Origin of the sequence: Entomospira culicis (assembly GCF_028748145.1) — a bacterium.
GTDB classification, from domain to species: domain Bacteria; phylum Spirochaetota; class Spirochaetia; order WRBN01; family WRBN01; genus Entomospira; species Entomospira culicis.
The window spans coordinates 715,484-738,825 of the sequence record NZ_CP118181.1 but is presented as its reverse complement, the minus strand read 5'-3'; the positions used below and the strand labels follow the sequence as shown (position 1 = coordinate 738,825).

Here is a 23,342-nt window from a genome sequence, read left to right as displayed (position 1 = left end):
CCATTAAAGCGCGTCGTCCTCGTCCGTATCCTCTTCTTGCTTATCTAGTTCGGCTTGGATACGCTGGCTATCCACACGTTCCACATCATTTAAAGTGCGTCCATCAGGGGTTTTCCACATGATCTTTCCATTGACCGAACCATTGAAAACAAATTTAGCCGCGGCAGAAGCCGTTCGGAAAAGAATATCTTCTTTCAAAATTTCATCATCATTTAACTTGTCTCTTAATAATCGTACCTTCGCTGGTATATAAGGACTATGCTCCTCTACCAAATCCACATAACTGCCTTTAAGCACAAGAAATCCATCGTTGGTAGGATAGCCATAAGCCTTACCACGATTATTTTTTGCTGTCAACTCATAGATAATATTATCGCTCTCTTCGTCATCGGAAGGCGTTGTCGGCGACTGCGTAATGGTATTATCCACGGGATTGATTACCACTTTACGGGTATTAATCGGCTCGAAGAGTTTATGCGCGAGCGCTCCGCCAAGGATAAGAATCACATTCTCGGCAAATTCATTCAGCGTGGAGATTTCTGATTCCGAAAGGGGGCTTCCCGACGGTGTCTGACTATTCATTATTTTATAACGATTTACCTCTTTCGCCCGTCGATGAAAGAGCTCTTCCAAGTAACGCACCCCTGCTTTATTGAGTGAATTTTTACTCGCCACCACCGCGACGGCTTCTTGCCAAAATTCCTTCTTTTCGTCGCTATAATGTTGCATGAGGCGCTTGTAAACATTATCGGTCTCCCCAATATAGACCATCATTTTGTCGTTTTCGTCCAAGCCAAAGAGAAAGTAGACGCCCGTACTTTGGATATCCTTACGGTGCGAAAGCTCTGGCAGGCGCGGGCGCGGAATGCGCATTAATTGCCCCGTCCAGTTAGATAGCTCGGCAATGGCAACGCCGTCTGGTCTGCCATTAAGTAAAAAGAGTTGAATTGGCTTCCCCATCATCGCTCCCTGTATAAAAAATTAGCATGACACGCTCGATGTCATGCTATTATAGATGATTATTTCGCTAATGTCAAGATCGCATGGATCATCGTGCTATCGACTTGACCATCCTCACCAAATCGATCGCCACGCTTGGCAACTTTAGCGCTTACGGCTTCCACGGCATCAGCTGGGATATCAGCTTGACTTAGTTTAATGGGCATATTAATGGATACAAAGAATTTTTCAGTCTCGATAATCGCAGCATCGGCGACTTCGCTATCGCTACCGGTTAAATCTAGAACATTACGGCCATATTGTGCCAAGCGACCCATCTTAATCTCCCGACGTACGCGCCAAAGATTAGGCATCACGATGGTCAAGGTGCGCCCGTGATCGGTGCCATAGAGAATCGTTAGCTCATGCCCAATCATGTGCGTCGCCCAGTCACTGGTTACGCCCATGCTAATCATCCCGTTCAGCGCCATCGTCGCTGCGTGCATAAAGATGGCGCGCGCTTCGAGATCCGCTAAATTTGCCATCAACTTAGGAGCAACCTGAAGAATCGTCTTTAAGACACCTTCTGCCCAATACGATTGCAACGTCTCGCCCTTATCTGTGGTAAGATATTGCTCCAATACATGCACATAAGCATCGGCAATGCCATTACTGGTTTGACGCAGATCACAACTTGCCGTCGCACTTGGTTCCATGATGGCAAATTGGGGGATAACCAGAGGATTGCCTCCCGCGCGCTTCTCGGTTAACCCAACGTTGGAGATCACAAAGCCGGCATTCATCTCGCTACCCGTTGCCGCCAAGGTAGGAATTACCGCAACAGGCACAGCATCTTGCCGACGATGACTATGCAACACAGCATCTTGCCAAGCGTCGCTCCCCGATGGAAGTTTGGCGGCCAAGCCAATAAATTTAGCAGCATCCATGACACTACCGCCACCCACGGCTAAAATCAAGGAAATCTTCTCGGCTTGCACCACTTCCACAGCCTTCATGCAGGTTTCGTAGTGAGGATTGGGTTCAATCCCTGCAAACTCCACAAGGTGATAGCCCGCCAAAGCTTTTTTTGTGCGATCGTAAATCCCATTCTTTTTGATGCTACCACCGCCATAAAGCATCAAGATGCGCTCGCTTTTCTGCACCAACGAAGGAAGTTCTTCAATCTTTCCCTCGCCAAAAAGCAGATTAGTGGGGCGATAAAAATTAAATGTCAACATACAGTTCTCCTCTCTCTTTACATTATAATATATGCGAACTCTTTAATCAATAGGTGCTAACACAAAAAACCGAATTCCCTATTCCCGCTTCACCGCTTGACAAGAAAAAGAAGGCGTGGTATAATTTAAGTAAATTTTTACTATTTTTCACTAAAAAGGAGATTCGCATGCCCACACTCCAACAACAGATCCAAAATAATGCTTTTCAGGAGACCTTCAATCAACTCTATCGCTATCCAGAAACCGCAAAAGAGCGTTATCTACTCCTAGTGCACTCCTTTAAGGAGCACTTTAAAACCGAGCCCACTGCCCTCTTTAGTACCCCAGGACGTAGTGAGCTTATCGGTAATCACACCGATCATCAGCAAGGAAAAGTCATCGCCACCGCCATCGATCTCGACATGATTGCCGTGGTTGCCCCAAACCAGCAGAACATCATCCGCGTTCAAACAGAAGGCTTTAACATCCCTCCGCTAAATCTCGATAACTTAGCCATCAATCCCGATGAGTTTGGCACATCCCTCGCCCTCATTCGCGGTATTTGCGCCCGATTCCAACAGTTAGGCTACGCCATTGGTGGATTCAGTGCATCCATTCAAAGCGATATTTTGGAAGGATCTGGACTCTCCTCTTCGGCAGCATTTGAGGTGCTTATCGCAACTATTTTATCGCATCTCTACAATCATGCAATGATTGATCCAATTACCATTGCACAAATAAGTCAATACAGCGAAAATCATTACTTTAATAAACCCTGTGGTCTCATGGATCAGCTGGCCTGTAGTGTGGGAGGTGTTATCGCTATCGATTTTTACAATCCAAAGATACCAAAAGTTACACCGATTCCTTTTAATCTGGCGCAAACGGATTATGAGCTCTGCATTATTAACACTGGCGGATCGCATGCCGATCTTACAGAAGATTATCGAGCGATAAAAGATGAAATGCAAGCCGTGGCGCAATTTTTTCAAAAAGAGCGATTAAGTGAGGTTGATCCGAGGCACTTTACGCAAAATTTACCTGACTTACGCCAGAAAGTAAGCGATCGCAGTCTCTTACGTACAATGCATTTTTTTGGAGAAAATATGCGGGTAGAGCAATCAATTAAATATTTACAAAAAAATAATCTACCAGAATTTCTTCGTCTTTTTGCTGATTCTGGCGCAAGCTCTTTTAAATATTTACAAAACATCTACTCTTCAAAAGATCCTCTTCATCAACATTTAGCACTAGCCTTAGCGTTAGCAGAAGATTTTTTATCCAAAAATGGCATCGCCCGTGTACATGGCGGTGGCTTCGCAGGGACAATCCAAGTATTTCTCAAGAGTGATAATTTACAAGAATTTAAAGAAAAGATGGACAATATTTTTGGACAAGATGCCAGTATCGTTCTTAACATACGCCCAATTGGAAGCATACAACTGCAACCACAAGATAATCATGGATAACAAGATACTAGAACCTCTACTCCAAACACTGCTAGGTTATGGCGAAGCTCATCAGCTTTTTTCTCGCGACGAACGGGACTATTGCTATAATCAATTACTCTTTTTCTTTGAGGTTGAGAAACTCAATAGCATCGATAATCAAGCGGTAGCCTTTACAACACTAAGCGAACTACTCTCTATGCTATATCCATTTGATAAAAATCATTTACCTCAAGAGTTGTTTGAATCCGCAGTCATGAACATCCTCATGCCAAGACCTCATGCCATTAATGATCGCTTTTGGCATCTTTATCGACAAAACCCAGAAGAGGCCACCAGCTATTTTTATCATTTAGCAATTGCTTCCCATTACATTAATAAGGATCGATTAAACTTAGATAAAAAGTGGAAGTATACCAGCCCCTTTGGCCTTCTAGACATCACCATAAATCTAGCTAAACCTGAAAAAGATCCTAAGGCTATTCTTCAAGCACATCAAAATAAGGAGAAAAAATATCCCACTTGCCCCCTCTGTAAAGAGAATGTCGGCTATGCTGGAACATGTAACCAAGCACCTCGGCAACAGCATCGTATTGTCCGATTAACCCTAGGGGAGCAACCCTATTATTTGCAATATTCTCCTTACTTATATTATGATGAGCATGCCATTGTTTTTCATGAGGAACACCGACCGATGCGTATTGATCGACAGGCATTTACCATGATGTTCGATTTTGTTGATCAATTTCCGCACTACTTTATTGGCTTCAATGCCGACTTACCGATCGTCGGTGGGAGTATTTTAAGTCATGACCACGCCCAAGCTGGGCGCTACACATTTGCCATGCATCGGGCCTCTACCATCGATAGGTATGAGACAAAAAGATATCCTTCGATAAAAATCGGACGACTCCATTGGCCCATCAGTACGCTACGCCTAGAGTCAACAAATCGCACCGAACTTATCGCTCTTGCCAATCAAATATTAACCCATTGGCGCAACTACAGTGATCCGCAAGTAGAGCTTCTGGCATCTACGGAAAAGACTAGGCACAACACCATTACGCCCATATTACGCAAAGAAAAAAAGATCTATATCCTCGATCTTGCCTTACGTAACAATCGTACCAATGACGCACATCCAGATGGAATTTTTCATCCACATCGTCCTTGGCACGCCATTAAAAAAGAGAATATCGGTCTCATCGAGGTGATGGGGCTAGCCATCTTACCAGGGCGACTGCTATCTGAATTGAGCATATTGAAAAGCTGGTTATTAGGCGATAATGTCTCAACCGATTTTATGCATAAATTTAGAGATATTTATGACTATGTTAATAAAAATTATCTAAATATAACCCAAGATAGTGTCGATAAGATTCTAGACCATGCCGTAGGCGCGGTATTTTTTCATGTGCTAGAAGATGTAGGAATTTTTAAGCAACATCCCTTAGCACAAGAGCGATTTTTACGTTGCTTATCGGCTCTTCTCGAAGGAGATTTACATGTCAGCTAAAGAGCTTACAAAAAATATTTACTTATATCAATTAACTAATGATTATCTTACCATTCAGGCGATAAATTTGGGCGCAATAATTACCGATATTCACCTGAAAGAGCAGAATAATGCATGCCCTAATATGATTGCATCTTATGATAATACCATGAATTACATTGAGCATTCTTATCATTATCTCAATACAATGATTGGTCCTATTGCGGGGCGTATCGCTTATGGTGGCGGGGATAAAATATTTTCGATTAATCAAGGATTACATCACTTACATGGTGGGTTTAATGGCATATCCGAACAGCTCTTTAACGTAGAAAAACACAAAGAGCCAAACAAAGAAATCTTGCGCTTCACACTAGAGAGCGAGCATCATAAAGATGGTTATAAAGGGCGATTTTTTTATCAAATTGACTATATTTTGGAGGCAAATACATTTAGTATCATCAGTCACTGTTATCCTAGCGTGCCTCAACATGTGAGTCTAACCTCTCACCTCTACTTCAATTTAAGTGGAGATCTCGCCTATCCAATAAGCGAGCATCTGCTGACATTACCGGCAAAAAAGAGACTTCGTATTCATCTCCATGGACATCCTGATGCCATCTTGCCTATCCAACAAGGTGATGCCTATGATTTTAGGAGTCCAAAAACAATCGGGGCGAACCTAGCTCTTGATGATTCAATTTTGAAGCGATTAAATGGGTATGACACGCCCTTTCTTCTTGAGCAAGGAGGCGTGATAAGCTTAGAAGATCCTACTAGTAAACGCAGGTTAGAGATGCGCACCAACGCACCTTCCGTGGTGGTCTATACGGCAAATCATTTCAATCATAAAATGATTCTAAATCAACACAAAAAGGGAGAGCCCTTAGATGCGATTGCTTTAGAGACACAACATATTCCCAATGCCTACCAACTTAATCCCCACTTTGCGCCCACCTATTCAGCAGATAATCCCTATCAACAAGCCACACACTATACCTTTTCAAGCCCGAATTTTCTCATGCCGGAGCGGTAGAGTCTCGTACTTTAAGCTCCGTCGCCAACATAATCTTTTGGGCAATCGGACTGGCATCTTGAAGCAAGCGTAATGCGTGATCTAAGGCAAGCCCACCCATCCAATGTGTATGTACCTTAATCGTGGTGAGGGCAGGCGTTACATATTGCGCAACGCTAATATCATTAAAACCGATAATGGATATCTCTTGAGGAATCTTGATACCCTCTTCTTGTAGCGCCTGAATGGCACCAATGGCAAGGGCATCACTAGAGGCGAAGAATATGGTGGGTAAATTATCGGTGTGTTGCAGAAATTCTTGCATCGCCTGATACCCATCTTGTACATGAAAAGGCGCTTGAATAATCCATTGTGGATTAAAAAGTCCCAAGGGTTCTGCTAGCGTGCGAAATGCAATATAGCGCTGATCGGTAAGCCAGAGATCGCTCTCTTTTGTCGACTCAATACCTGCAAGCATGCCGATCTTAGTATGCCCTAGTGCTTGCGCATAATCCAACACTAACCCTAAACTATAAGAAAAATCGATCACCAGAGAGTGCGCGCCATAGCGCATGGCGTCAAAGTCAACAAAGAGCAACAACCCTGATAGTCGCTGTAACCGTCGCACTTGAGGCTCGTCAAATTTACCCAAGGCAATCGTAATCTGCATCGCGTTATCGCTAAGGGCTTCTAGTGATTCCCGCACTATCGTAATACCTAGCTCCTGCGCCCGCTCATTGAGTCCGAGGCGAATCGACATATAATAGAGATCTTCAAGCTCCTCTGATTCGTTGTACCACTGGACTAAACGCACCAAAATCTTCCCAACTTGCGCTTTCTTTTTATGCTTGGTATACTCTAGCGTTTCGGCTGCTTCAAAAATACGTTTTCGCGTACTCTCGGCAACGCTCAATGTTGCATCATAAGCCAACACACGAGAAACGGTGGCGGGGGAGACCCCAGCCATGATCGCGATATCTTTTATTGTTGCCACCTATCACTCCTTGTTTAATCAACCCAAATCGACGAGACATTCTGGGTTGATTATCGACATCTACATGCAGATTGTCTATACGACAGCTTTACTTTTTCGCCAGTAATTGATAGATGCGTGCCGTAAAATCCCCCTTATCCGTGCCACTCATGCCGGTAAATTCGGGTTCACTTAGCCAGCCTACATGCATCAACTCATCACCATAGTACGATAATTCTCGTTCTGGACAGTAGTAAAGCAAGTTTGGATTGAGTCCTTGTAGGTTAAATCTTTTGAGCGCAGGATTAGCTCTCGCTAAAATTTTATACGATGCAACCAACGCCTGCTCTTTATCTTGCGAAACAACCATCCAGTAATAATAATTCGGATCGGCACTCTCCAAACGATAGAATTTGCCCAAAGCGATCACGCTCTGCCACTGTTTAAAAAAGGCAATTTGACGCACAATTTCGGTGCGCTCATCAGCAGAAATTTTAGTGATATCCAACTCATAGCCAAAAGTACCAAAATAGGCTACACTCGCCCGCATTGCCAATGATGTATGGCGATCGACTTGATGATTCGGCGACGTGGGCACATGCGATCCCATACTAATCAACGGGTATAGCATCGAGGTACCATGCTGAATCGCCAAGCGCTCGATGGGATCCATGTTATCACTCGTCCAAGCTTGCGGTGCATAGAAGAGCATGCCCGCATCAAAACGACCGCCACCACTTGCGCAAGATTCAAAGAGAATATTTGGATATTTCGTAATGAGACGATCGTAGAGCTGATAGACTCCCAAAATATAGCGATGAAAAAATTCTCCTTGCCGATCTGCCGGTAGGGAGGCAGAGTATGCCTCCGTAATATTACGATTCATATCCCATTTGATGTAATCGATGAGTCCATCAGCCAGAATTTTATCCATCATCGTAAAGACGGTATCGACCACCACTGCTTGCGAAAAGTCGAGCACATATTGATGGCGACTATAGGTTTTATGCCGATTAGGCACGCCAATTGTCCATTCTGGATGCATACGATAAAGCTTACTCACCTCATTGACCATCTCGGGTTCAAACCACAGACCAAACTTCAATCCTAATGCTTTAATCTCCCTAGCCAACGCCGACAACCCTTGTGGCAGCTTCTCTTTGTGGACAAACCAATCGCCAAGAGAACTTTTATCATTGTCGCGATGCCCAAACCACCCATCGTCCAAGACAAAGAGTTCGATGCCCACCTCTTTTGCTTGTTGGGCAATAGCGATAATTTTGTGATGATCAAAATCAAAGTAAGTCGCCTCCCAGTTATTAATCAAGATCGGGCGAAGCTCCCTTGCCCAACGCTTAGGCATCAGGTGATCTTGAAAGAGCTGATGGAAGGTCTGGCTCATCTGGTTGAGACCGCCATCGCTATAGACCATTACTGCCTCAGGGCTTTGAAAGTGCTCATTGGTCGTTAAATTCCAACCAAAACCAAAAGGATGAATGCCCAGTAACAGCCGACTCACATCATAGCTATCTACCTCGACCTGCGCTAAAAAGTTCCCGCTATACACTAACGTAAAGCCGTAAACCTCACCCTGACTCTCGGTGGTTTGGGGTCGTCGTAGCGCCAAAAATGGATTATGAAACGCCCCACTAGCACCACGCGCGCTGGATATCGCCTGTATACCATTAAGCAAAGGCCGCTCTTGTACATGGCGTTCGCGACTCCAAGCCCCATCTAACTGCATCATAACAAAATGATTATCATAAAAATCGATGCTCGTAGACATAAGCCGATCGATCTTGATAGGTTGCGCTCCTTTATTTTCTACCCTTGACGAACGCGTAATCACGGCTAAATCGTGGAAAATCGTATAGTACAACGTCAGCTCACATGCGATAAGTTCATCGTAGAGCGTGATAGCTAAAGTCTGTGCCTCCCCACCATCGCTAAAGGTCGCAGGGAGCCCATCGAACCTAGGCTTCCCCTCCATCATGGTGTGCTCCTTGTAGATAAAATGCGAAATTTTATCACCAATTGACGTAGTAATTTGTACGGCAGGCTCACGAAAATCGCCGGTGCCATAACTAGGATACTCCTGCTTAATCACCTCCAAAGAGAAGGAGAGGTCATCGCGATAGGCCACCGGCGCTAAAGCCCTTGCCTGCAAGACAAAAAGATGCGCAAAGGACTCTCGGTCTCTAATTGCTTTACCATAATAGAGATGCCCAAGTTCTCCGTTGGCTAAAATCATAAAAATATAACTTATTTCATCGTTAAATAGATGAAATGTTTTGCTTGATGCATGATACTGAATTGGCATAGTTCCTCCTACCTGTTCTCTTTAAGAATGATATACGCAAAGCCTGTTAGCCGAACAAGATTGATTGCTTGATTATCGAGCGTATAGTGCGTTTTTTGTAGCGGAAGCGCATGCTCTTGTTGGGTAAAATTCATGATAAAAAGATAGCGATGGTTAGCAATTTCTCGATGCGTGGCGATGAGCGGTAGACCAGCGAGTTCCAAGGTTTTCTCTATATGATGCTTGGTAAAAATGGCGTGAATTAGCTCTGTTAAACCAGCCTCAACTAAACCGCCAGCCACATGATAATGTCCCTGATGATGCGTAATACAAGGTTCTCCTTGGTAAAAATCTGCTTGGTAACGACTCATAACCTCGGCTCCAGCGAGTTTATTCAACTCACAAAAATGCTCCACAGCATAGCAATTATCGCCAATAACCGTGCTATTTTTATCCGCCTCTTCTAGTGCATCTAACTCGTGATAAACTAACCCTAAACTCGCCTCAAAGAGCGGATGGCGCGAGCGTGGATAGATCAGATCATCGTCATTGGCATAACCACTCATGTACGTAGAGAGGATGATACCTCCTTTCTCTTTAAAGAGATGGAGCTTCTGCCAAAAGGCATCGGGAGCGCTGTAGACCATTGGTAAAACGATCACTTTATAACGATCCAAAGAGCTATCGTAATTGACAAAATCAACGCCATATCCTTGCGAAACAATTGCCTTATAGTACATTTGGATAGTATCGAGATCGCCTACGCCAACCATGCGTGGGCCTTTATTGGCGCGAATCGCCACATGATTCGACCAATCCAAATAGATGGCGATGGAGTGCTTCGGCGTACTGCCTAAAATAGGGGCGAGATCTTTAAGCGATGCGCCCAAGGCTTTAACATCTTGATAGACGCGATTGTCGTCAGTGGAGTCGTGATCGAGTACGGCGGAGTGGAATTTTTCGGTCTGACCGCGCCCTTTTCGCATCTGAAAATAGCCAACCATATCAGCACCGTGAGCAACAGCCTGTATCGAACTTAGCGCGTGCATTTTTGGGCGCTTAAGCTTACACGCATTACGCCAGTTGGCGGCCGAAGGCGCTGACTCCATCAATAAGAAGGGGCGATTCCCTTTGAGCGATCGCATTAAGTCGTAGAGCATGCTGGTGTTGAGTCCAATCTGATAATCATCGCCACTGTGCCACTGTGGATAACTATCATAGGCGACCATATCTAAATGTTTAGCAAAGGCAAAACAGTCCAGATGCAAGAGATCCAATGAGAGTGGTTCGGTGGAGATCGGTGGGAAATTCGTGGTGGTGGGTAGAGTTGAATATTGCCGAATCGCGCGTACCTCTTCTTTGTAAAAATCGATTGTATTCTCGGTGGTAAAGCGATGCCAATCGAGCTCTAGTGGCACACTATTCTGCTCCCCAATGGGCATCGGTGGATGGATCTCCTCAAAGCTGGTAAAGTCGTGCGACCAAAATGCATTCCACCAACGCTGGTTGAGTGTCTCGATAGTTTGGTACTTTTCTTGCAAGAAATTTCTGAATTTAGCTTGGCAGAGATCACAATAGCAAAATCCCGAAAATTCATTGGAGATATGCCAAAGCATCACCGCAGGATGCTCACCATAACGCTTAGCAAGAGCACTATCAAGGGCGAACACTTTCTCTCGATAACTTGGCGAAGTCATGCAGTGATTGTGGCGATTGCCATGATAGGCGCGTCGCCCATAAGCATCAACCCGAGCGCTATCAGGGTAGCGACGCGTCAACCACGCGGGCTTACTGCCCGATGGCGTAGCTAAGACAATCTTAAAGCCATGCTCGTGTAAGCGATTAATTGTTTGATCTAACCAATCAAAGGTGTAAATGCCCTCTTCACGCTCTAGTTGTATCCAACTAAAAATATTGATAGAGACAAAATTGATATTCGCTGCCTTCAATAAGCGCATATCTTGCTCCAAAATTTCTGGATAATCCTTCCATTGATCTGGATTATAATCCCCGCCATGTAAGATCATCTCTACATCTAAAATTTTCATCTTTTATGCCTCCCTAGCTAGATGAGATCGTTTCGCACGATCGCGTTTTTCTAATAACATCACAATAATCACGGTCAATCCTGCAACTAAAATCAAAGTCAACCACGTAATCGCATTAACTCCGCCTGCCTGTGCAAAGCCCAGTGGCGAAAAGAAAACATACATCGCTATCATTGAGTAGATGACCCCTGCCCCCACTCTAAATCGATTAACCCAAGGCTCAATATTAACGGCGCGAGCGTTTGGCATGATAAAATCTTCTTTCATTGGAGCAATGCGTCCAATCAATAACATTAAAATCGTAGTAAGCACAAAGAGTATCGCCGAGATATGCAGAAAGTGTAACCCCGTATCCCAAAACAACTGTGTAATGCCGTAAATTACCACAAAGAAACTGATACCAATCTTAGCGGCGATGGCAGGTACGCGTTTGGTCATATATCCTACTAAAATAATCGTAAAGATTGGGACATTAAAAAAGCCTGCAACTTTCTGTAAATATTGAAATAAACCATCGCTACTATACATCAACATGGGGGCGATGAAAAGCGAGATAATCGCCACAAAAAGACCAAAAAATTTACCCATATTTACAACTTTTTTATCATCAGCCTTCCTACCCCAGATGGGCTTATAGATATCCAAGGCAAAGATCGTCGAGGCGCTATTAAGAATGCTATTAAGCGAACTCATGATGACGCTAAACATCGCTGCGGCAAAAAATCCGGTTAAAGGTTTGGGTAATACCAAATTAACTAATCGCGGATAAACAGTGTCAGGATTATCGATATTACCGCCGAAAATCTGAAATGCCATGATTCCTGGAAGTACAACGAAAAAGGGCGTTAACACCTTTAAGAATCCCGCATAAATGACTCCGGCTTGTCCTTCTTTTAGATTCTTTGCCGCTAGTCCGCGTTGAATAATGCCTTGATCCGTGCCCCAATAGTACAAATTTACTAAGAGTAAACCCGTGAAGAGCGTACTAAACGGTAAGGGATCGCTACTAGCACCAATGCCATTGAATTTCTCTGGCGTTGCCTCTAAAAAGTGACTAAACCCCGCGGATAAACTGCCATCACCTAAGTGGAGAATCGCATAAAGCGGAACAAGTAATCCACCGATGACAACCACAATACCGATAATTGTATCCGATACAGCCACCGCGCGTAAGCCACCTGCTATCGCGTAGATCGCACTAACAATGCCGATCAGCCAGACCATAATCCAAATACCTTGCTCATAACTTACGCCCAGCGTTCGCTCGATGTCAAAGAGCTGATGCATTGCCAGTGCTCCGGCATACAGCGTAATAGGATAGCCATTTACCACCAAACTTATCAAAAAGAAGATTGCCAGAAACTTACGGGTACTCTCCCCATAACGATTACCTACAAATTCTGGGATTGTCGTAATGCCTTGTTGCAAATAGCGAGGCATCAAAAAGATAGCCACCAAGACCAACGTAATACCAGAGACAACCTCCCAGCCCATCACCGACATATTGTGCGTATAAGACTGTGCCGACATACCGACAAAGTTTGCAGCGCTAATATTCGTCATTAGTAACGACGCCATAATTACCGTTGCACTCAAACTGCGCCCAGCCAAAAAGAATCCCTCACTACTCTCTAAATTAGTTTTTCGCGTCTTAAAATAGGTAAAGACGCCCACTGATAATAGAAATAAGATAAAGGATCCTAACATTAAAATATCCATTTTATAAATCTCCTTTTAAGTAAAAAATAGGTAAATATTTTACTAATAAATTACTTCATATTTTATTATAGAGCCACTTCTTTCTTATTGTCAAGTAAAAAAGAGACAACTTTTGCATTTATTAGTCATTTGTGGTATAGTGTAAGGCATGAAGAAAGAAGAACTCTCCCTGCGTACCAAAGAAGAGCTAGCATTAAGCTTAAAAATCTTGATGCAGAAAAAGGAATTTAAGAAGATTACCGTTACGGATTTAATTACCGAATGTAATATTAGTCGACCTACTTTTTACTATCATTTTAAAGATATTTACGCATTGATGCGCTGGGCATTTGAATACAATATTCTCACTGCGGTGCGCCAAAGTAGCCATACCGAATCATGGAAGGTTGGTTTGACGCTCTTTTTGGAGCATATCAAAGAGAATAGACCTTTTGTGATGATTGTCTATCAAAGCTTAGGCATGGATACGCTACACCAAATTTTTTCGGGCGATGTCTCAAGAGTGATTAATAATGTGGTACGAAAATTGATCGATGCATCACGCTATAGCCCCAAGCAACATCAATTTTTGGTCGACTTTTACAGCCACGCAATTATGGCATCGATTATGCATTGGGTCTTTACCGATATGCAAAATTCCGTGGAAGAAATGATTCAGCTGTTGGAATTAGCCTTAGAATCACCACACTTGGTATAAAAAAAGTCAGATTACTCTGACTTTTTCTCGCATACTACAAAACATATTTACCTAAATCATTGGCTTCGCGCTCTTTGGTCTTTAGCTCGCGATCAACGTAAGTAGCATCAATCAAAATATGTTCGCCACCCCGATCGGTAGCCTCGAAGCTTAGCGTCTCTAAAATTCGCTCCAGAATATTATGTAAGCGTCTTGCCCCAATATTCTCTTGCAAACGATTCTCCTCATAAGCAATCTCGGCAATGCGTTTAATCGCACTTTCATCAAATTCGATAAAGAGATCTTCAGTCTTGAGCAGTTCAATATACTGCTGGGTAATGGCATTTTGTGGCTTAATTAAGATCTGCTCAAACATCGCTACACTCATCTCTTCCAACTGCACACGGATAGGAAATCGTCCTTGTAATTCAGGGATAAGATCGCTTGGCTTACTATTGCTAAAAGCCCCAGCAGCGATAAAGAGAATGTAGGTTGTATCAATCATACCATACTTGGTGTTGACCATCGAGCCTTCGACAATCGGGAGGATATCACGCTGTACGCCCTCGCGACTCACCTCTCCGCCCTGTTTATTGCTTCCGGAGCTGATAATTTTATCGATCTCGTCGATAAAGATAATGCCACGACGCTCCACCCGCTCTTTAGCGATTTCGATGACCGCATCTTGATCAATGAGCTGTTCTCGCTCCTCTTGCATCAGGATATTATACGCGCGCTTTACCGAGACAACCTTCTTCTTACCACCGCCAAACATCGCGCTAATTTGACTACTAATTTGTTGACCCATATCAGAAAAGTCCGGTCCATCACCCATACCACCCAAGCCTACAGGAAAGACTTCCACACCAGGCATAATAGATCCACCCTTGCCACCCTTAGAGGAAAGCTCTACTTTATGATCGTCCATCTGACCACTCTTAATGCGCTCCAAAAGTTTCGCACGCGTGCGTGCAATTACCGCCTCCTCACTCTCTTGGGCTTCTTCGTTTTCAGATAATAACGAGATACGAGGTGGCTCATCTTCCTCGCTTTGCTCTTTATGATGCGATTTTGTTCCCGGTAAAAGGAGATCAAGCAGTCGATCATACGTTCGCTTTTCGGCTTCGGCTTGAATATTCTTCTCCATTTCGGCTTTAACCAGAGAAATCGCCGCGTTCATCAAATCGCGCACCATGCTCTCGACATCGCGCCCTACATAGCCAACTTCGGTGAATTTTGTCGCCTCCACCTTGATAAACGGCGCACCCGATAGCTTGGTCAACCGACGCGCAATTTCCGTTTTCCCCACGCCCGTGGATCCCACCATAATGATGTTTTTAGGCGATACTTCGTCACGCATCGCCTCTGGCAACCGCCCACGACGCACCCGATTACGCAGAGCAACGGCAACCGCGCGCTTCGCCTCGTCTTGCCCAATAATGTACTTGTCTAACTCCGCAACTAACTGCTTTGGCGTCATTGTCTCGTAATCAAACATCTACAGCTCCTCCACGATAATATTATGATTGGTATAAACGCAGAGATCGCCTGCAACGCGTAAGCTTCGTAGTGCAATCTCTCTTGCTGAGAGCGACGATCCATCCAGATACGCCAAGGCCGCCGAGTAAGCAAAATTCCCACCAGATCCAATTGCCATGGCATTATGCTCGGGTTCGATTACGTCGCCTGAACCCGATATCAATAACGTTTTTTGGCTATCGGCTACCAAGAGCATCGCCTCAAGCTTTCGCAATCGACGATCACTACGCCACTCTTTAGCCACCTCAATAGCAGCACGCGTTAAATCAAAACCACGCTCCTTCATCTTCGCCTCAAAGAGCTCTTCTAGGGTAAATGCATCGGCGGTACTACCTGCAAACCCACAGAGCACCTTACCATCAAACAACTTACGTACCTTCTTTGCCGTCGCCTTCATCACCACACTCTGCCCAAAGGTAACTTGTCCATCGCCAGCCATGGCAACATTTCCATCTTTACGCACCACTAAAATCGTGGTTGCCTTCATGCTATATTCCATCTTTAACTCCTTCTTGCGTGGGGATGCGCCTGTCGATAGGCCTGTTTGAGGCGCTCGACACTGACATGCGTGTAAATTTGAGTGCTACTTAACTGTTCATGACCCAATAACTCTTGAACTTCACGTAAATTAGCCCCTTCGTCTAGCAGATGGGTGGCGAAGGTGTGGCGAAAGAGGTGCACCGTTAGACGTGTACGCTCGGCCAACTTGTTTTCATATTTACGGATAAGATAATACAATGCTCGACGCGAGAGACGCTCACCTTTAAGCGTGATAAAGAGCGCTGGTTGACTGCTGGAAGCAAGTTCTTTGCGCTTGTAGTAATAATTTTCTAATGCTTGGCGGGCAACGTCAACCAAGAAGACAATGCGTTGTTTATCGCCTTTGCCACGAATCAAGACCTCGGTGCGACCTTCTACCTCTTTACAGTCTAAGTCGACCAGCTCTTGCGCCCGACAGCCCGTACTATAGAGTACTTCTAAAATTGCACGATCGCGCACTCCTTCAAAATCGTCGCTGGTGCAAAGCGAAACCAACTCACTAAATTGTTCATAAGTGAGATATTGAGGCAATCGCCCTTTACGTTTGGGTGCGCGCATCATCTGAAAAATATTATCCTCAATGTAGCTACGCTCTTGTAAGAAACGAAAAAAATTCTTTAAAGAGGAGAGTTTTCGCGCAATACTACTACTATCTTTGCCCTTTCTGGCGAGATCAATCATATAGGCAGAGGCCTCATGTTTACTGGTGGCGAGTGCGTCAATTTGATGAAGCTGATTATATGCAATCCACTGCTCAATGTCTCGCCGATACGCAGCAATCGTATGCTCGCTATAGCTACCAATCTGCAGAGACAACATGTACTCTTCTAATAACTGTTCAATCATCATTACAATATCGACCTATAAAGAAGAAGTATTAAGCATCTTGACAAAAAAAGAAATCTCCATAGAATGAAATTTGTGCCAAAGCCGATCGCTACGACAATTAAGCATCTTTTTGTAACCTTTTTTGCAAGGCATGGCTCGTTTACGATTTTATTATTGACATTAGAATTGCTCTTTATCCCAATTTTATGGCTACTTCACCTAGCCATCACGGCGATGCTCTCGATAAAGCAACACCGTCTCAAGCTTTTTATAGGGATGATAACTATTCACCTGCTTCTTAGTTTTCACCTCTATCGATATCTACACCCCACCATTGCGATACCCATAAATGCCATCAGCCAGATGCGTCTCACCCTCCAACAAGATGCCATCCCTAATGCTCTTGAACGCGCTACCGTACAAGCTTATAGCCTTACTTTAGGGGCAACCGAAATACAGGTCTATCAACGCTTACCCCTACGTGTATCCTTTCGAAATTTAGATAAAGTCCTGCCACGAGGAAGCGTACTCTCTGCGCCGATTAAGATGTATCAAGAAAAAAATGGTACGCTCTACATTAGTGTGGATGCTCGCCAGATGACACTAGAAAGATTCGCCTCTCCGCTCTGGCAATGGCGCGAGAAAACCATGCAACAGATCAAGCATCTACTGGAGAGTCGCCTACAATCGAGTGCCGGACTCTATTTAGCCGTAACCCTAGGCGATCGCTCCTTACTCTCGCCCCACACCGCGCGCCTCTTTCAAGCCACAGGATTAGCGCACTTACTAGCACTCTCGGGCATGCACGCCACCTTTTTAATCGCTACGATCTTTTTTCTTTTAAAGAAATTCTCTCTGCGCCAACGCTTTATCCTCCTCCTACCCATCGTCATACTGCACGCGCTTCTTGCCGGCATGCTCTACACCTTGCTTCGCGCGTACATCATGGCGATAACCCTCTTAATCGGACGCCTCGATTATCGCCACTTATCGGTTCTTGATACCCTCGCCTTTAGTAGTATTCTCCTGCTCCTTTATGATCCGCAAGTGCTCCTCTCCCTCTCTTTTCACTTGAGCTTCGTATCGGTGCTGGGCATTATCCTCTTTTATCGGCCTATCTTTAAACTCTTTAAACAATTAGCGAAACCTCTACCAAAGAAAGTCCGTAACCACTCCCTCACACAGGTCATTTTTGGATCGCTAGCCATCAGCTTTGCCGTAGAGCTTCTGCTTAATCCGCTTATTTTATTTCATTTTAAAGAGATGCAACTCTTCTCCTTTTTAAGTAACCTCCTCTTTCCGATACTATTTCTAGGCTTTCTTTTATTAGGAAGCCTCACCCTTATCGCCCCAGTGCTACTCCCTTTTCTCACCTTTTTTGACACCTTGATGCACCATGCTTTACAGCATTTAGATATCTATCGAATCTCCCCATCATGGCAATTTATCGCCATCATTCACCTGCCCCTTGCACTAAGCCTCCTTTTTTGGCATAATAGAAGACGATGAATGCGCCACTCAATTATGACTCACCGCAAGAAATTGCTCAATTTCTCGACTCTTTTGGCATTGCCGCGCGCAAGCGTTGGGGGCAAAATTTTCTCATTAATCGTGGTGCAAGAGAGAAATTGATCGATCTACTTTGCCTTTCGCCAAACGATCATCTACTGGAGATTGGGCCAGGTCTAGGTGCGATGACCTATCAAGCAATGACACATCAGCTTGCTGGCGTAACGCTCTTTGAGATCGATCCTGCCTATCAAAAGATCCTAAGAGAATTCTTCTCCCGTCACCCCCATTTTCAGGTGATCGATGGCGACGTTCTCCAAACATGGCAACCCTTTATCGCGCAAAACAACAAAGAAATTTCTTACAAAATTCTCGGAAACCTCCCATACAATATCTCGAGTGCCATCATCCAACTTCTTGCGCATACGCCCTTTAGCATTGCCGTACTTACCGTACAAAAAGAGCTTGCTCAACGCCTTATGGCTTCGCCCAAGAGTAAAAATTACAGTAGTCTATCGGTCTGGAGCCAGTGCAATTTTTCCATACAACATCACGTCAACCTCAAGGCAGGCTCCTTCTATCCTCAACCCAATGTCGATTCGGCGATCATCTCGCTAACTCCGCGTCAACCATTACAACCACAGTTACTGGCAATTCTCGATCACCTCTTAAAATCAGCGTTCGCTCACCGACGCAAAATCTTACGCCACAACTGGCAAAATCTCCTACAAGGTGTGATGCTAGCGTTACCTCAAGAAGAATTTGATGCCATTCTACGCGATCAGAATATATCCTACCATATGCGCGCCGAAGAGATCGATAGCGAAACCTACCTATCCATTGCCAAGGCCATAGCAATCTCATTAGAGGAGAAAAATCACCATGAATCTAACTAATCTTCATATTGCCATTGTTGCAGGTAGTACCAGTAGCGAGCACGATGTCTCTCTCACCTCTGCGACAAATATTTATCGTGCACTCAAGGAGATAACACCTAATCTCTATCCGCTCTACTTAGATAAAACAAATCAATGGATGCTCTTGGACGCAACATTAGAAGCGCCCTATCAAGACATCTCTCGTGCTAAGCCAATTTTACTTCAAAAAGAAGATATGAGGCTTGATATTCTCTCAAAAAAGCAACAAAAAATCGGTCAAATCGATCTCTTCTTTCCTGCCTTACATGGTAAATTTGGGGAAGATGGGGCGATTCAGGGCTATTTTGAACTCCTAGGTATTTCCTATGTCGGCGCAGACGTTACTGCCTCTGCCCTTGCGATGGACAAGGAATTTACTAAAATCATCCTCGCGGACGCAGGTATTCCTGTCTTACCCCATCTCGTTATCAATAAAAGAGATAATGAGTATCCCTCCTTTAGTGATGCATGTAAAGAACTCTCTCGCGATATACTTTTTGTCAAGCCAGCCAGAGCAGGATCCAGCGTAGGAATCAGCAAAGTACAGGATCAAATGCAGTGGGAAGAGGCATTAACTCTCGCACTTCTCCATGATGATAAAATTCTTATCGAACCTGCACTAGCAGTTCGAGAGGTGGAAATTGGTATCTTAGACGATGGCGAGCAAGTTCACGCATCAATTGCCGGAGAGATCGCGTATGAAAAAGGCTTCTATGATTATGAGCAAAAGTATTCCGCTGAAAGTCAGGTTCAACTGCATATTCCCGCGCTTATTCATGAGACAATCTTAGCAGAGTTCCAACAGCTCGCCATCAAGGCGCACCAAAAATTAGGCATTAAAGGGTTAAGCCGTGTTGACTTCTTTCTCACCAAAGATAGCAATGAAATTTTCCTTAATGAAATCAATACACTACCAGGATTTACGGATAAAAGTATGTATCCGTTACTTTGGCAAAGCATGGGTTTATCGCAAAGTCATCTCTTAAAAAAATTAATCGAATCCAGCCTTAAATCATAAGTAGCATGTTCACTAAAATTCTCTTTTTCAGTAGTACCATTCTTCTCTTTTTTTGGCTTCTACTTAAAGGCTTCAAATTTTCTTTACTACAGAATATTTATGCATTTTTTTTATCTTTTTTTATTTTTATTTTTGCATTTTTCGCTTCATGGAGCGTTAATCTCCTTCAACTTCCCGATATAATCACGCTATTTAGTGCACCGCTCATCGAAGAAAGTAGTCGATTTTTACTCTTTAGCTTATTACTCAAAGGCCATCCCTTTCACACCGCGCAACAAAAACTCCAACTCGCCCTCATTGCTGGGTTGCTCTTCTCGATTCTTGAAGGTGCTGGCTACTTGTTCACAACCTCAACCAGTGCATTCCTCTTGCGTCAAAATTTAACCACCCCATTACATATCTTTCTTTCTATGCTCCAAATAAGGTATAAATTAAAAGGATTTATTTTATCCATAATCATACACTCTTTATATAATATTTCGATAAATACTCATATAATATTTCTCTCTTTAGTGCAATTTCTTGTAATAAGTCTCTGGCTAATCATCTTCTACTGGCTCTATCAAAGTAAACCAAAACAATTTCGTGTCTTTTAAACTGGCTCAAAAAAAGATTTTAGTAAATGTAGTAAGGTATTTTTATACTGATTACTTGGTAAAATTGTATCAAGTTGATCAAGTGATTCTTTTAATAATTTACTACCATAATCCCTGGCTTGGTCGACCACGCCACTGGCTAATAAAAGATCTGCAACCTCTAAAGCAATCTCTTTATCATATTTAGATTGCAATAAAAGGGAATAAAGTTCTACTTTTTTCATAGGAAACTGCTCGGTATAGAAGATGATAGGTAAACTTTTTTTCCCTTCAACGAGATCATCTGCACGCTCTTTTCCAGCAATGCCTCCGTCAAGGTTAAAAACATCATCTAAAATTTGAAATCCTAAGCCAATATTAAACCAAATATCCCGAAGAGTCAAACGAGTATCAGCTGATAAATTACCCACGGTAGCGACAAGATCTATCCCCATAACCGCAAGCGCAGAGGTTTTCAATTTAGCCATGGTCTCATACTCATTTTGATTTGGAATAAGATCGCTGTTGTGCCAAGTGATATCAAGTGCTTGCCCCATATGCACTCGACGCATCGCTAAATGCCAAACCTGATAGCACGCTAGCTTATCTTTTGGGTTTAACTCCATCTTATCCAAGGCAACCAAGGGTAAAAAATAACCAAAGTTAGCACTATTGATGGCATTATCCTCACCGTAAATTAAATGCACCGCGCTTTCACCACGCCGTACCGATGATTTATCCTCAATATCATCAACAATAAGACTTGCATTGTGTGGGATTTCTACCAAAACCGCTAAGTCAAGCAAAGTTTCTAGCGATAAACCATAGGTTAATCCCAGTAATACGGTAGATAATGCTCGCCAACGTTTTCCCCCACGTGTTAATAAATCGTGCATGGGTGCAAGTAAATTCTGATGAGACTCCTGCCATTCGGCACGCCATGAGTCAGCATTAATGCCACCGGTATGAAGATCCCACCATTGCGGGTAGATCTCTTTGGGAATGAAATAAGCAAGACGTTGTTCGATTTTTTCTTGTAAAAAAGTGATATCTTCTCGATTTTCTTTCATTTAGTTACTCCTTTTCAATAATAATTGAATTCCAGTATCAGCAAGAAGTGCCCCAGCAACCATCACGGAAGCAACATAACTACCCAAAGATTTTTCACCCAGTTGCTTGGGCACATCATGTGGGCTTTTTGTAGGGATTTCTTTACTAAAGATTGCTTTAACATTGCGATAAATACCCAATTTTTTCACAGCAGTACGAAGCGCTCGAGCCAACGGATCTTGATAGGTAGAAAAGAGATCGACTACATGAAAATCGTGAGGATGTGTGCGTTGCGCAGCACCTAATGCACTTACAATTTCAATGTCATGTGTTTTTGCATAATGAATAAGATGTGCTTTACTGCCAACACTATCAATCGCATCTAAAATAAGATCTAAGTTGTAATTGCCTAAAATCATCGAAATATTATCTTTATGCATGACTTCTTGTATTGCAATAATTTCAAGATCTGGGCGAATTTTGCTTGCTCGCTCTCGAAATTCCTCTGCTTTACTTTTACCGATATTTTCTTGTGAGGTGATGATTTGTCTATTAATATTACTGCGAGTAATGATATCCCCATCAATAATAAGCAATTTTTTCACTCCTAGGCGTACCAAGACTTCGCAAGCATAACCACCCACCCCACCTAGACCAATCACAGCGACAAATGCTGACTGTATTTTAGCAAGCTCTTCTTCTCCGAAAAGTAAAGAGCTACGCGAATCCTCTTCAAGGAGACTCACGAAAGAAAAACCTTTGTCTTCGCAATGGTAATACCCCAACTCTCAAAACGCTCCAGATAACTACTGGCTAATCCTTGAAACCCCTGTACCGCAGACGTGCAATCACTAAGCAATACGATTTTTTCCAAGACACGAGGATCCTCTACATGCGCATGAAGATCGATCAAGGTCTGTCCCACACAGTGCGAGAGAGCTTGTCCTCCGACATAAAGTCGATCACAGTCAAGAAGTTTCTTCGCAAAAGTATCATTAAATTGAGTAGAAGCATCGGTAGGATCTGGAATAAGCGCAGAGAAGACACTGAAGTGTTCACTATAAGGATTTAACCCTTTGAGTAGCGCCTCTGGAGCTTTTTGGTGCGCTACTTGGAATTTTTCTAAAAATAAGATAACCTCGTCAGCCAGCGCATGACCCCATGTAGATAATATACAATGTTCAGGCCAGAGAGTATGTTTTGATCCTTTATCCTCTAAAGCCTTAATATAGCTCTCCGCACGTGCTTGATCTATGGGATTAATCGCCACAATATCACCATTTAACAGATTTTCTAAAGTAACATGCGAAAACGGTTCTGGCGACAAGCCATTATCCTTACGCCAAAAACGCGGATGCGCAATATCATAAACCCAATGGCTATCTAAACTGACAAAAACTTGATCAATATCACCTATTTTCTTATCTAAAAATTGCATCAAATGTGCTAAATCTTCGCGTGCATGCGGTACGTACAACGCGCCATCAGGATGACAAAAATCATTTTGTACGTCAACTAAAAGAACATGCTCTTTCAT

The 23,342-nt window shown here is 43.5% G+C and carries 19 protein-coding genes; 7 read left to right on the top strand and 12 right to left on the bottom strand.

What is annotated here, in order from left to right; translation table 11 throughout:
- Positions 1-3: 3 nt before the first annotated feature.
- A complete protein-coding gene (locus PVA46_RS03485) occupies positions 4-963 on the bottom strand; it encodes a GIY-YIG nuclease family protein (protein WP_167695371.1) in 960 nt (319 codons plus the stop codon).
- Positions 964-1,019: 56 nt separating this feature from the next.
- The gene (locus tag PVA46_RS03480) at positions 1,020-2,177 is read right to left on the bottom strand and encodes an iron-containing alcohol dehydrogenase (protein ID WP_167695370.1); all 1,158 of its coding nucleotides are present in this window, start codon (positions 2,175-2,177) and stop codon (positions 1,020-1,022) included.
- A gap of 167 nt (positions 2,178-2,344) precedes the next feature.
- On the opposite strand from PVA46_RS03480, the gene PVA46_RS03475 reads away from it, so the two are divergent.
- Genes PVA46_RS03475 through PVA46_RS03465 form a run of 3 tightly spaced genes read left to right on the top strand, consistent with a single transcriptional unit; the run spans position 2,345 to position 6,135 of the window.
- Positions 2,345-3,625, top strand: coding sequence for a galactokinase (locus PVA46_RS03475; protein WP_167695369.1), 1,281 nt, complete (start codon positions 2,345-2,347; stop codon positions 3,623-3,625).
- Entirely contained in the window at positions 3,618-5,120 is a 1,503-nt protein-coding gene (locus PVA46_RS03470; protein ID WP_167695368.1) for a UDP-glucose--hexose-1-phosphate uridylyltransferase, read from the top strand. The genes PVA46_RS03475 and PVA46_RS03470 overlap by 8 nt, the downstream gene beginning before the upstream one ends.
- Positions 5,110-6,135, top strand: coding sequence for an aldose epimerase family protein (locus tag PVA46_RS03465; protein ID WP_167695367.1), 1,026 nt, complete (start codon positions 5,110-5,112; stop codon positions 6,133-6,135). The genes PVA46_RS03470 and PVA46_RS03465 overlap by 11 nt, the downstream gene beginning before the upstream one ends.
- On the opposite strand, the gene PVA46_RS03460 is transcribed toward PVA46_RS03465, so the two are convergent.
- The 4 genes from PVA46_RS03460 to PVA46_RS03445 all read right to left on the bottom strand — a co-directional run bounded on the left by PVA46_RS03460 (position 6,119) and on the right by PVA46_RS03445 (position 13,153).
- On the bottom strand, positions 6,119-7,108 hold the full coding sequence (locus tag PVA46_RS03460; RefSeq protein ID WP_167695366.1) for a LacI family DNA-binding transcriptional regulator: 990 nt from the start codon (positions 7,106-7,108) through the stop codon (positions 6,119-6,121). The two genes, PVA46_RS03465 and PVA46_RS03460, sit on opposite strands and share 17 nt — an antisense overlap.
- An 88-nt stretch (positions 7,109-7,196) precedes the next feature.
- A complete protein-coding gene (locus PVA46_RS03455) occupies positions 7,197-9,407 on the bottom strand; it encodes an alpha-galactosidase (protein ID WP_167695365.1) in 2,211 nt (736 codons plus the stop codon).
- 8 nt (positions 9,408-9,415) lie between these two features.
- On the bottom strand, positions 9,416-11,434 hold the full coding sequence (locus PVA46_RS03450; protein WP_167695364.1) for a beta-galactosidase: 2,019 nt from the start codon (positions 11,432-11,434) through the stop codon (positions 9,416-9,418).
- A 3-nt stretch (positions 11,435-11,437) separates the two neighbouring features.
- Entirely contained in the window at positions 11,438-13,153 is a 1,716-nt protein-coding gene (locus PVA46_RS03445; protein ID WP_167695363.1) for a solute:sodium symporter family transporter, read from the bottom strand.
- A gap of 148 nt (positions 13,154-13,301) precedes the next feature.
- On the opposite strand from PVA46_RS03445, the gene PVA46_RS03440 reads away from it, so the two are divergent.
- Entirely contained in the window at positions 13,302-13,850 is a 549-nt protein-coding gene (locus PVA46_RS03440) for a TetR/AcrR family transcriptional regulator C-terminal domain-containing protein (protein WP_167695362.1), read from the top strand.
- Between the two features lie 34 nt (positions 13,851-13,884).
- On the opposite strand, the gene hslU is transcribed toward PVA46_RS03440, so the two are convergent.
- From hslU to xerA, 3 genes are read right to left on the bottom strand one after another with little or no spacing between them, the layout of a single operon-like run.
- On the bottom strand, positions 13,885-15,327 hold the full coding sequence (hslU, locus tag PVA46_RS03435) for an ATP-dependent protease ATPase subunit HslU (protein ID WP_167695361.1): 1,443 nt from the start codon (positions 15,325-15,327) through the stop codon (positions 13,885-13,887).
- Positions 15,328-15,867 carry an ATP-dependent protease subunit HslV gene (gene hslV / locus PVA46_RS03430; RefSeq protein WP_167695360.1) on the bottom strand — a complete coding sequence of 180 codons (540 nt, stop codon included), beginning with the start codon at positions 15,865-15,867 and terminating at the stop codon, positions 15,328-15,330.
- A 2-nt stretch (positions 15,868-15,869) separates the two neighbouring features.
- Positions 15,870-16,754, bottom strand: coding sequence for a site-specific tyrosine recombinase/integron integrase (xerA, locus tag PVA46_RS03425; RefSeq protein WP_274360327.1), 885 nt, complete (start codon positions 16,752-16,754; stop codon positions 15,870-15,872).
- A 75-nt stretch (positions 16,755-16,829) separates the two neighbouring features.
- On the opposite strand from xerA, the gene PVA46_RS03420 reads away from it, so the two are divergent.
- From PVA46_RS03420 to PVA46_RS03410, 3 genes are read left to right on the top strand one after another with little or no spacing between them, the layout of a single operon-like run.
- Positions 16,830-18,245, top strand: coding sequence for a ComEC/Rec2 family competence protein (locus PVA46_RS03420; protein ID WP_274360326.1), 1,416 nt, complete (start codon positions 16,830-16,832; stop codon positions 18,243-18,245).
- A complete protein-coding gene (rsmA, locus tag PVA46_RS03415; RefSeq protein WP_167695357.1) occupies positions 18,242-19,141 on the top strand; it encodes a 16S rRNA (adenine(1518)-N(6)/adenine(1519)-N(6))-dimethyltransferase RsmA in 900 nt (299 codons plus the stop codon). The genes PVA46_RS03420 and rsmA overlap by 4 nt, the downstream gene beginning before the upstream one ends.
- A complete protein-coding gene (locus tag PVA46_RS03410; protein WP_167695356.1) occupies positions 19,128-20,180 on the top strand; it encodes a D-alanine--D-alanine ligase family protein in 1,053 nt (350 codons plus the stop codon). The genes rsmA and PVA46_RS03410 overlap by 14 nt, the downstream gene beginning before the upstream one ends.
- A gap of 592 nt (positions 20,181-20,772) precedes the next feature.
- Here the strand turns inward: PVA46_RS03410 and PVA46_RS03405 are convergent.
- Genes PVA46_RS03405 through PVA46_RS03395 form a run of 3 tightly spaced genes read right to left on the bottom strand, consistent with a single transcriptional unit; the run spans position 20,773 to position 23,342 of the window.
- The gene (locus PVA46_RS03405; RefSeq protein ID WP_167695355.1) at positions 20,773-21,825 is read right to left on the bottom strand and encodes a polyprenyl synthetase family protein; all 1,053 of its coding nucleotides are present in this window, start codon (positions 21,823-21,825) and stop codon (positions 20,773-20,775) included.
- Positions 21,826-22,590, bottom strand: a complete 765-nt coding sequence (locus PVA46_RS03400; protein WP_167695354.1) for a tRNA threonylcarbamoyladenosine dehydratase — start codon at positions 22,588-22,590, stop codon at positions 21,826-21,828.
- Positions 22,548-23,342 carry a cysteine hydrolase family protein gene (locus PVA46_RS03395; RefSeq protein WP_167695353.1) on the bottom strand — a complete coding sequence of 265 codons (795 nt, stop codon included), beginning with the start codon at positions 23,340-23,342 and terminating at the stop codon, positions 22,548-22,550. The genes PVA46_RS03400 and PVA46_RS03395 overlap by 43 nt, the downstream gene beginning before the upstream one ends.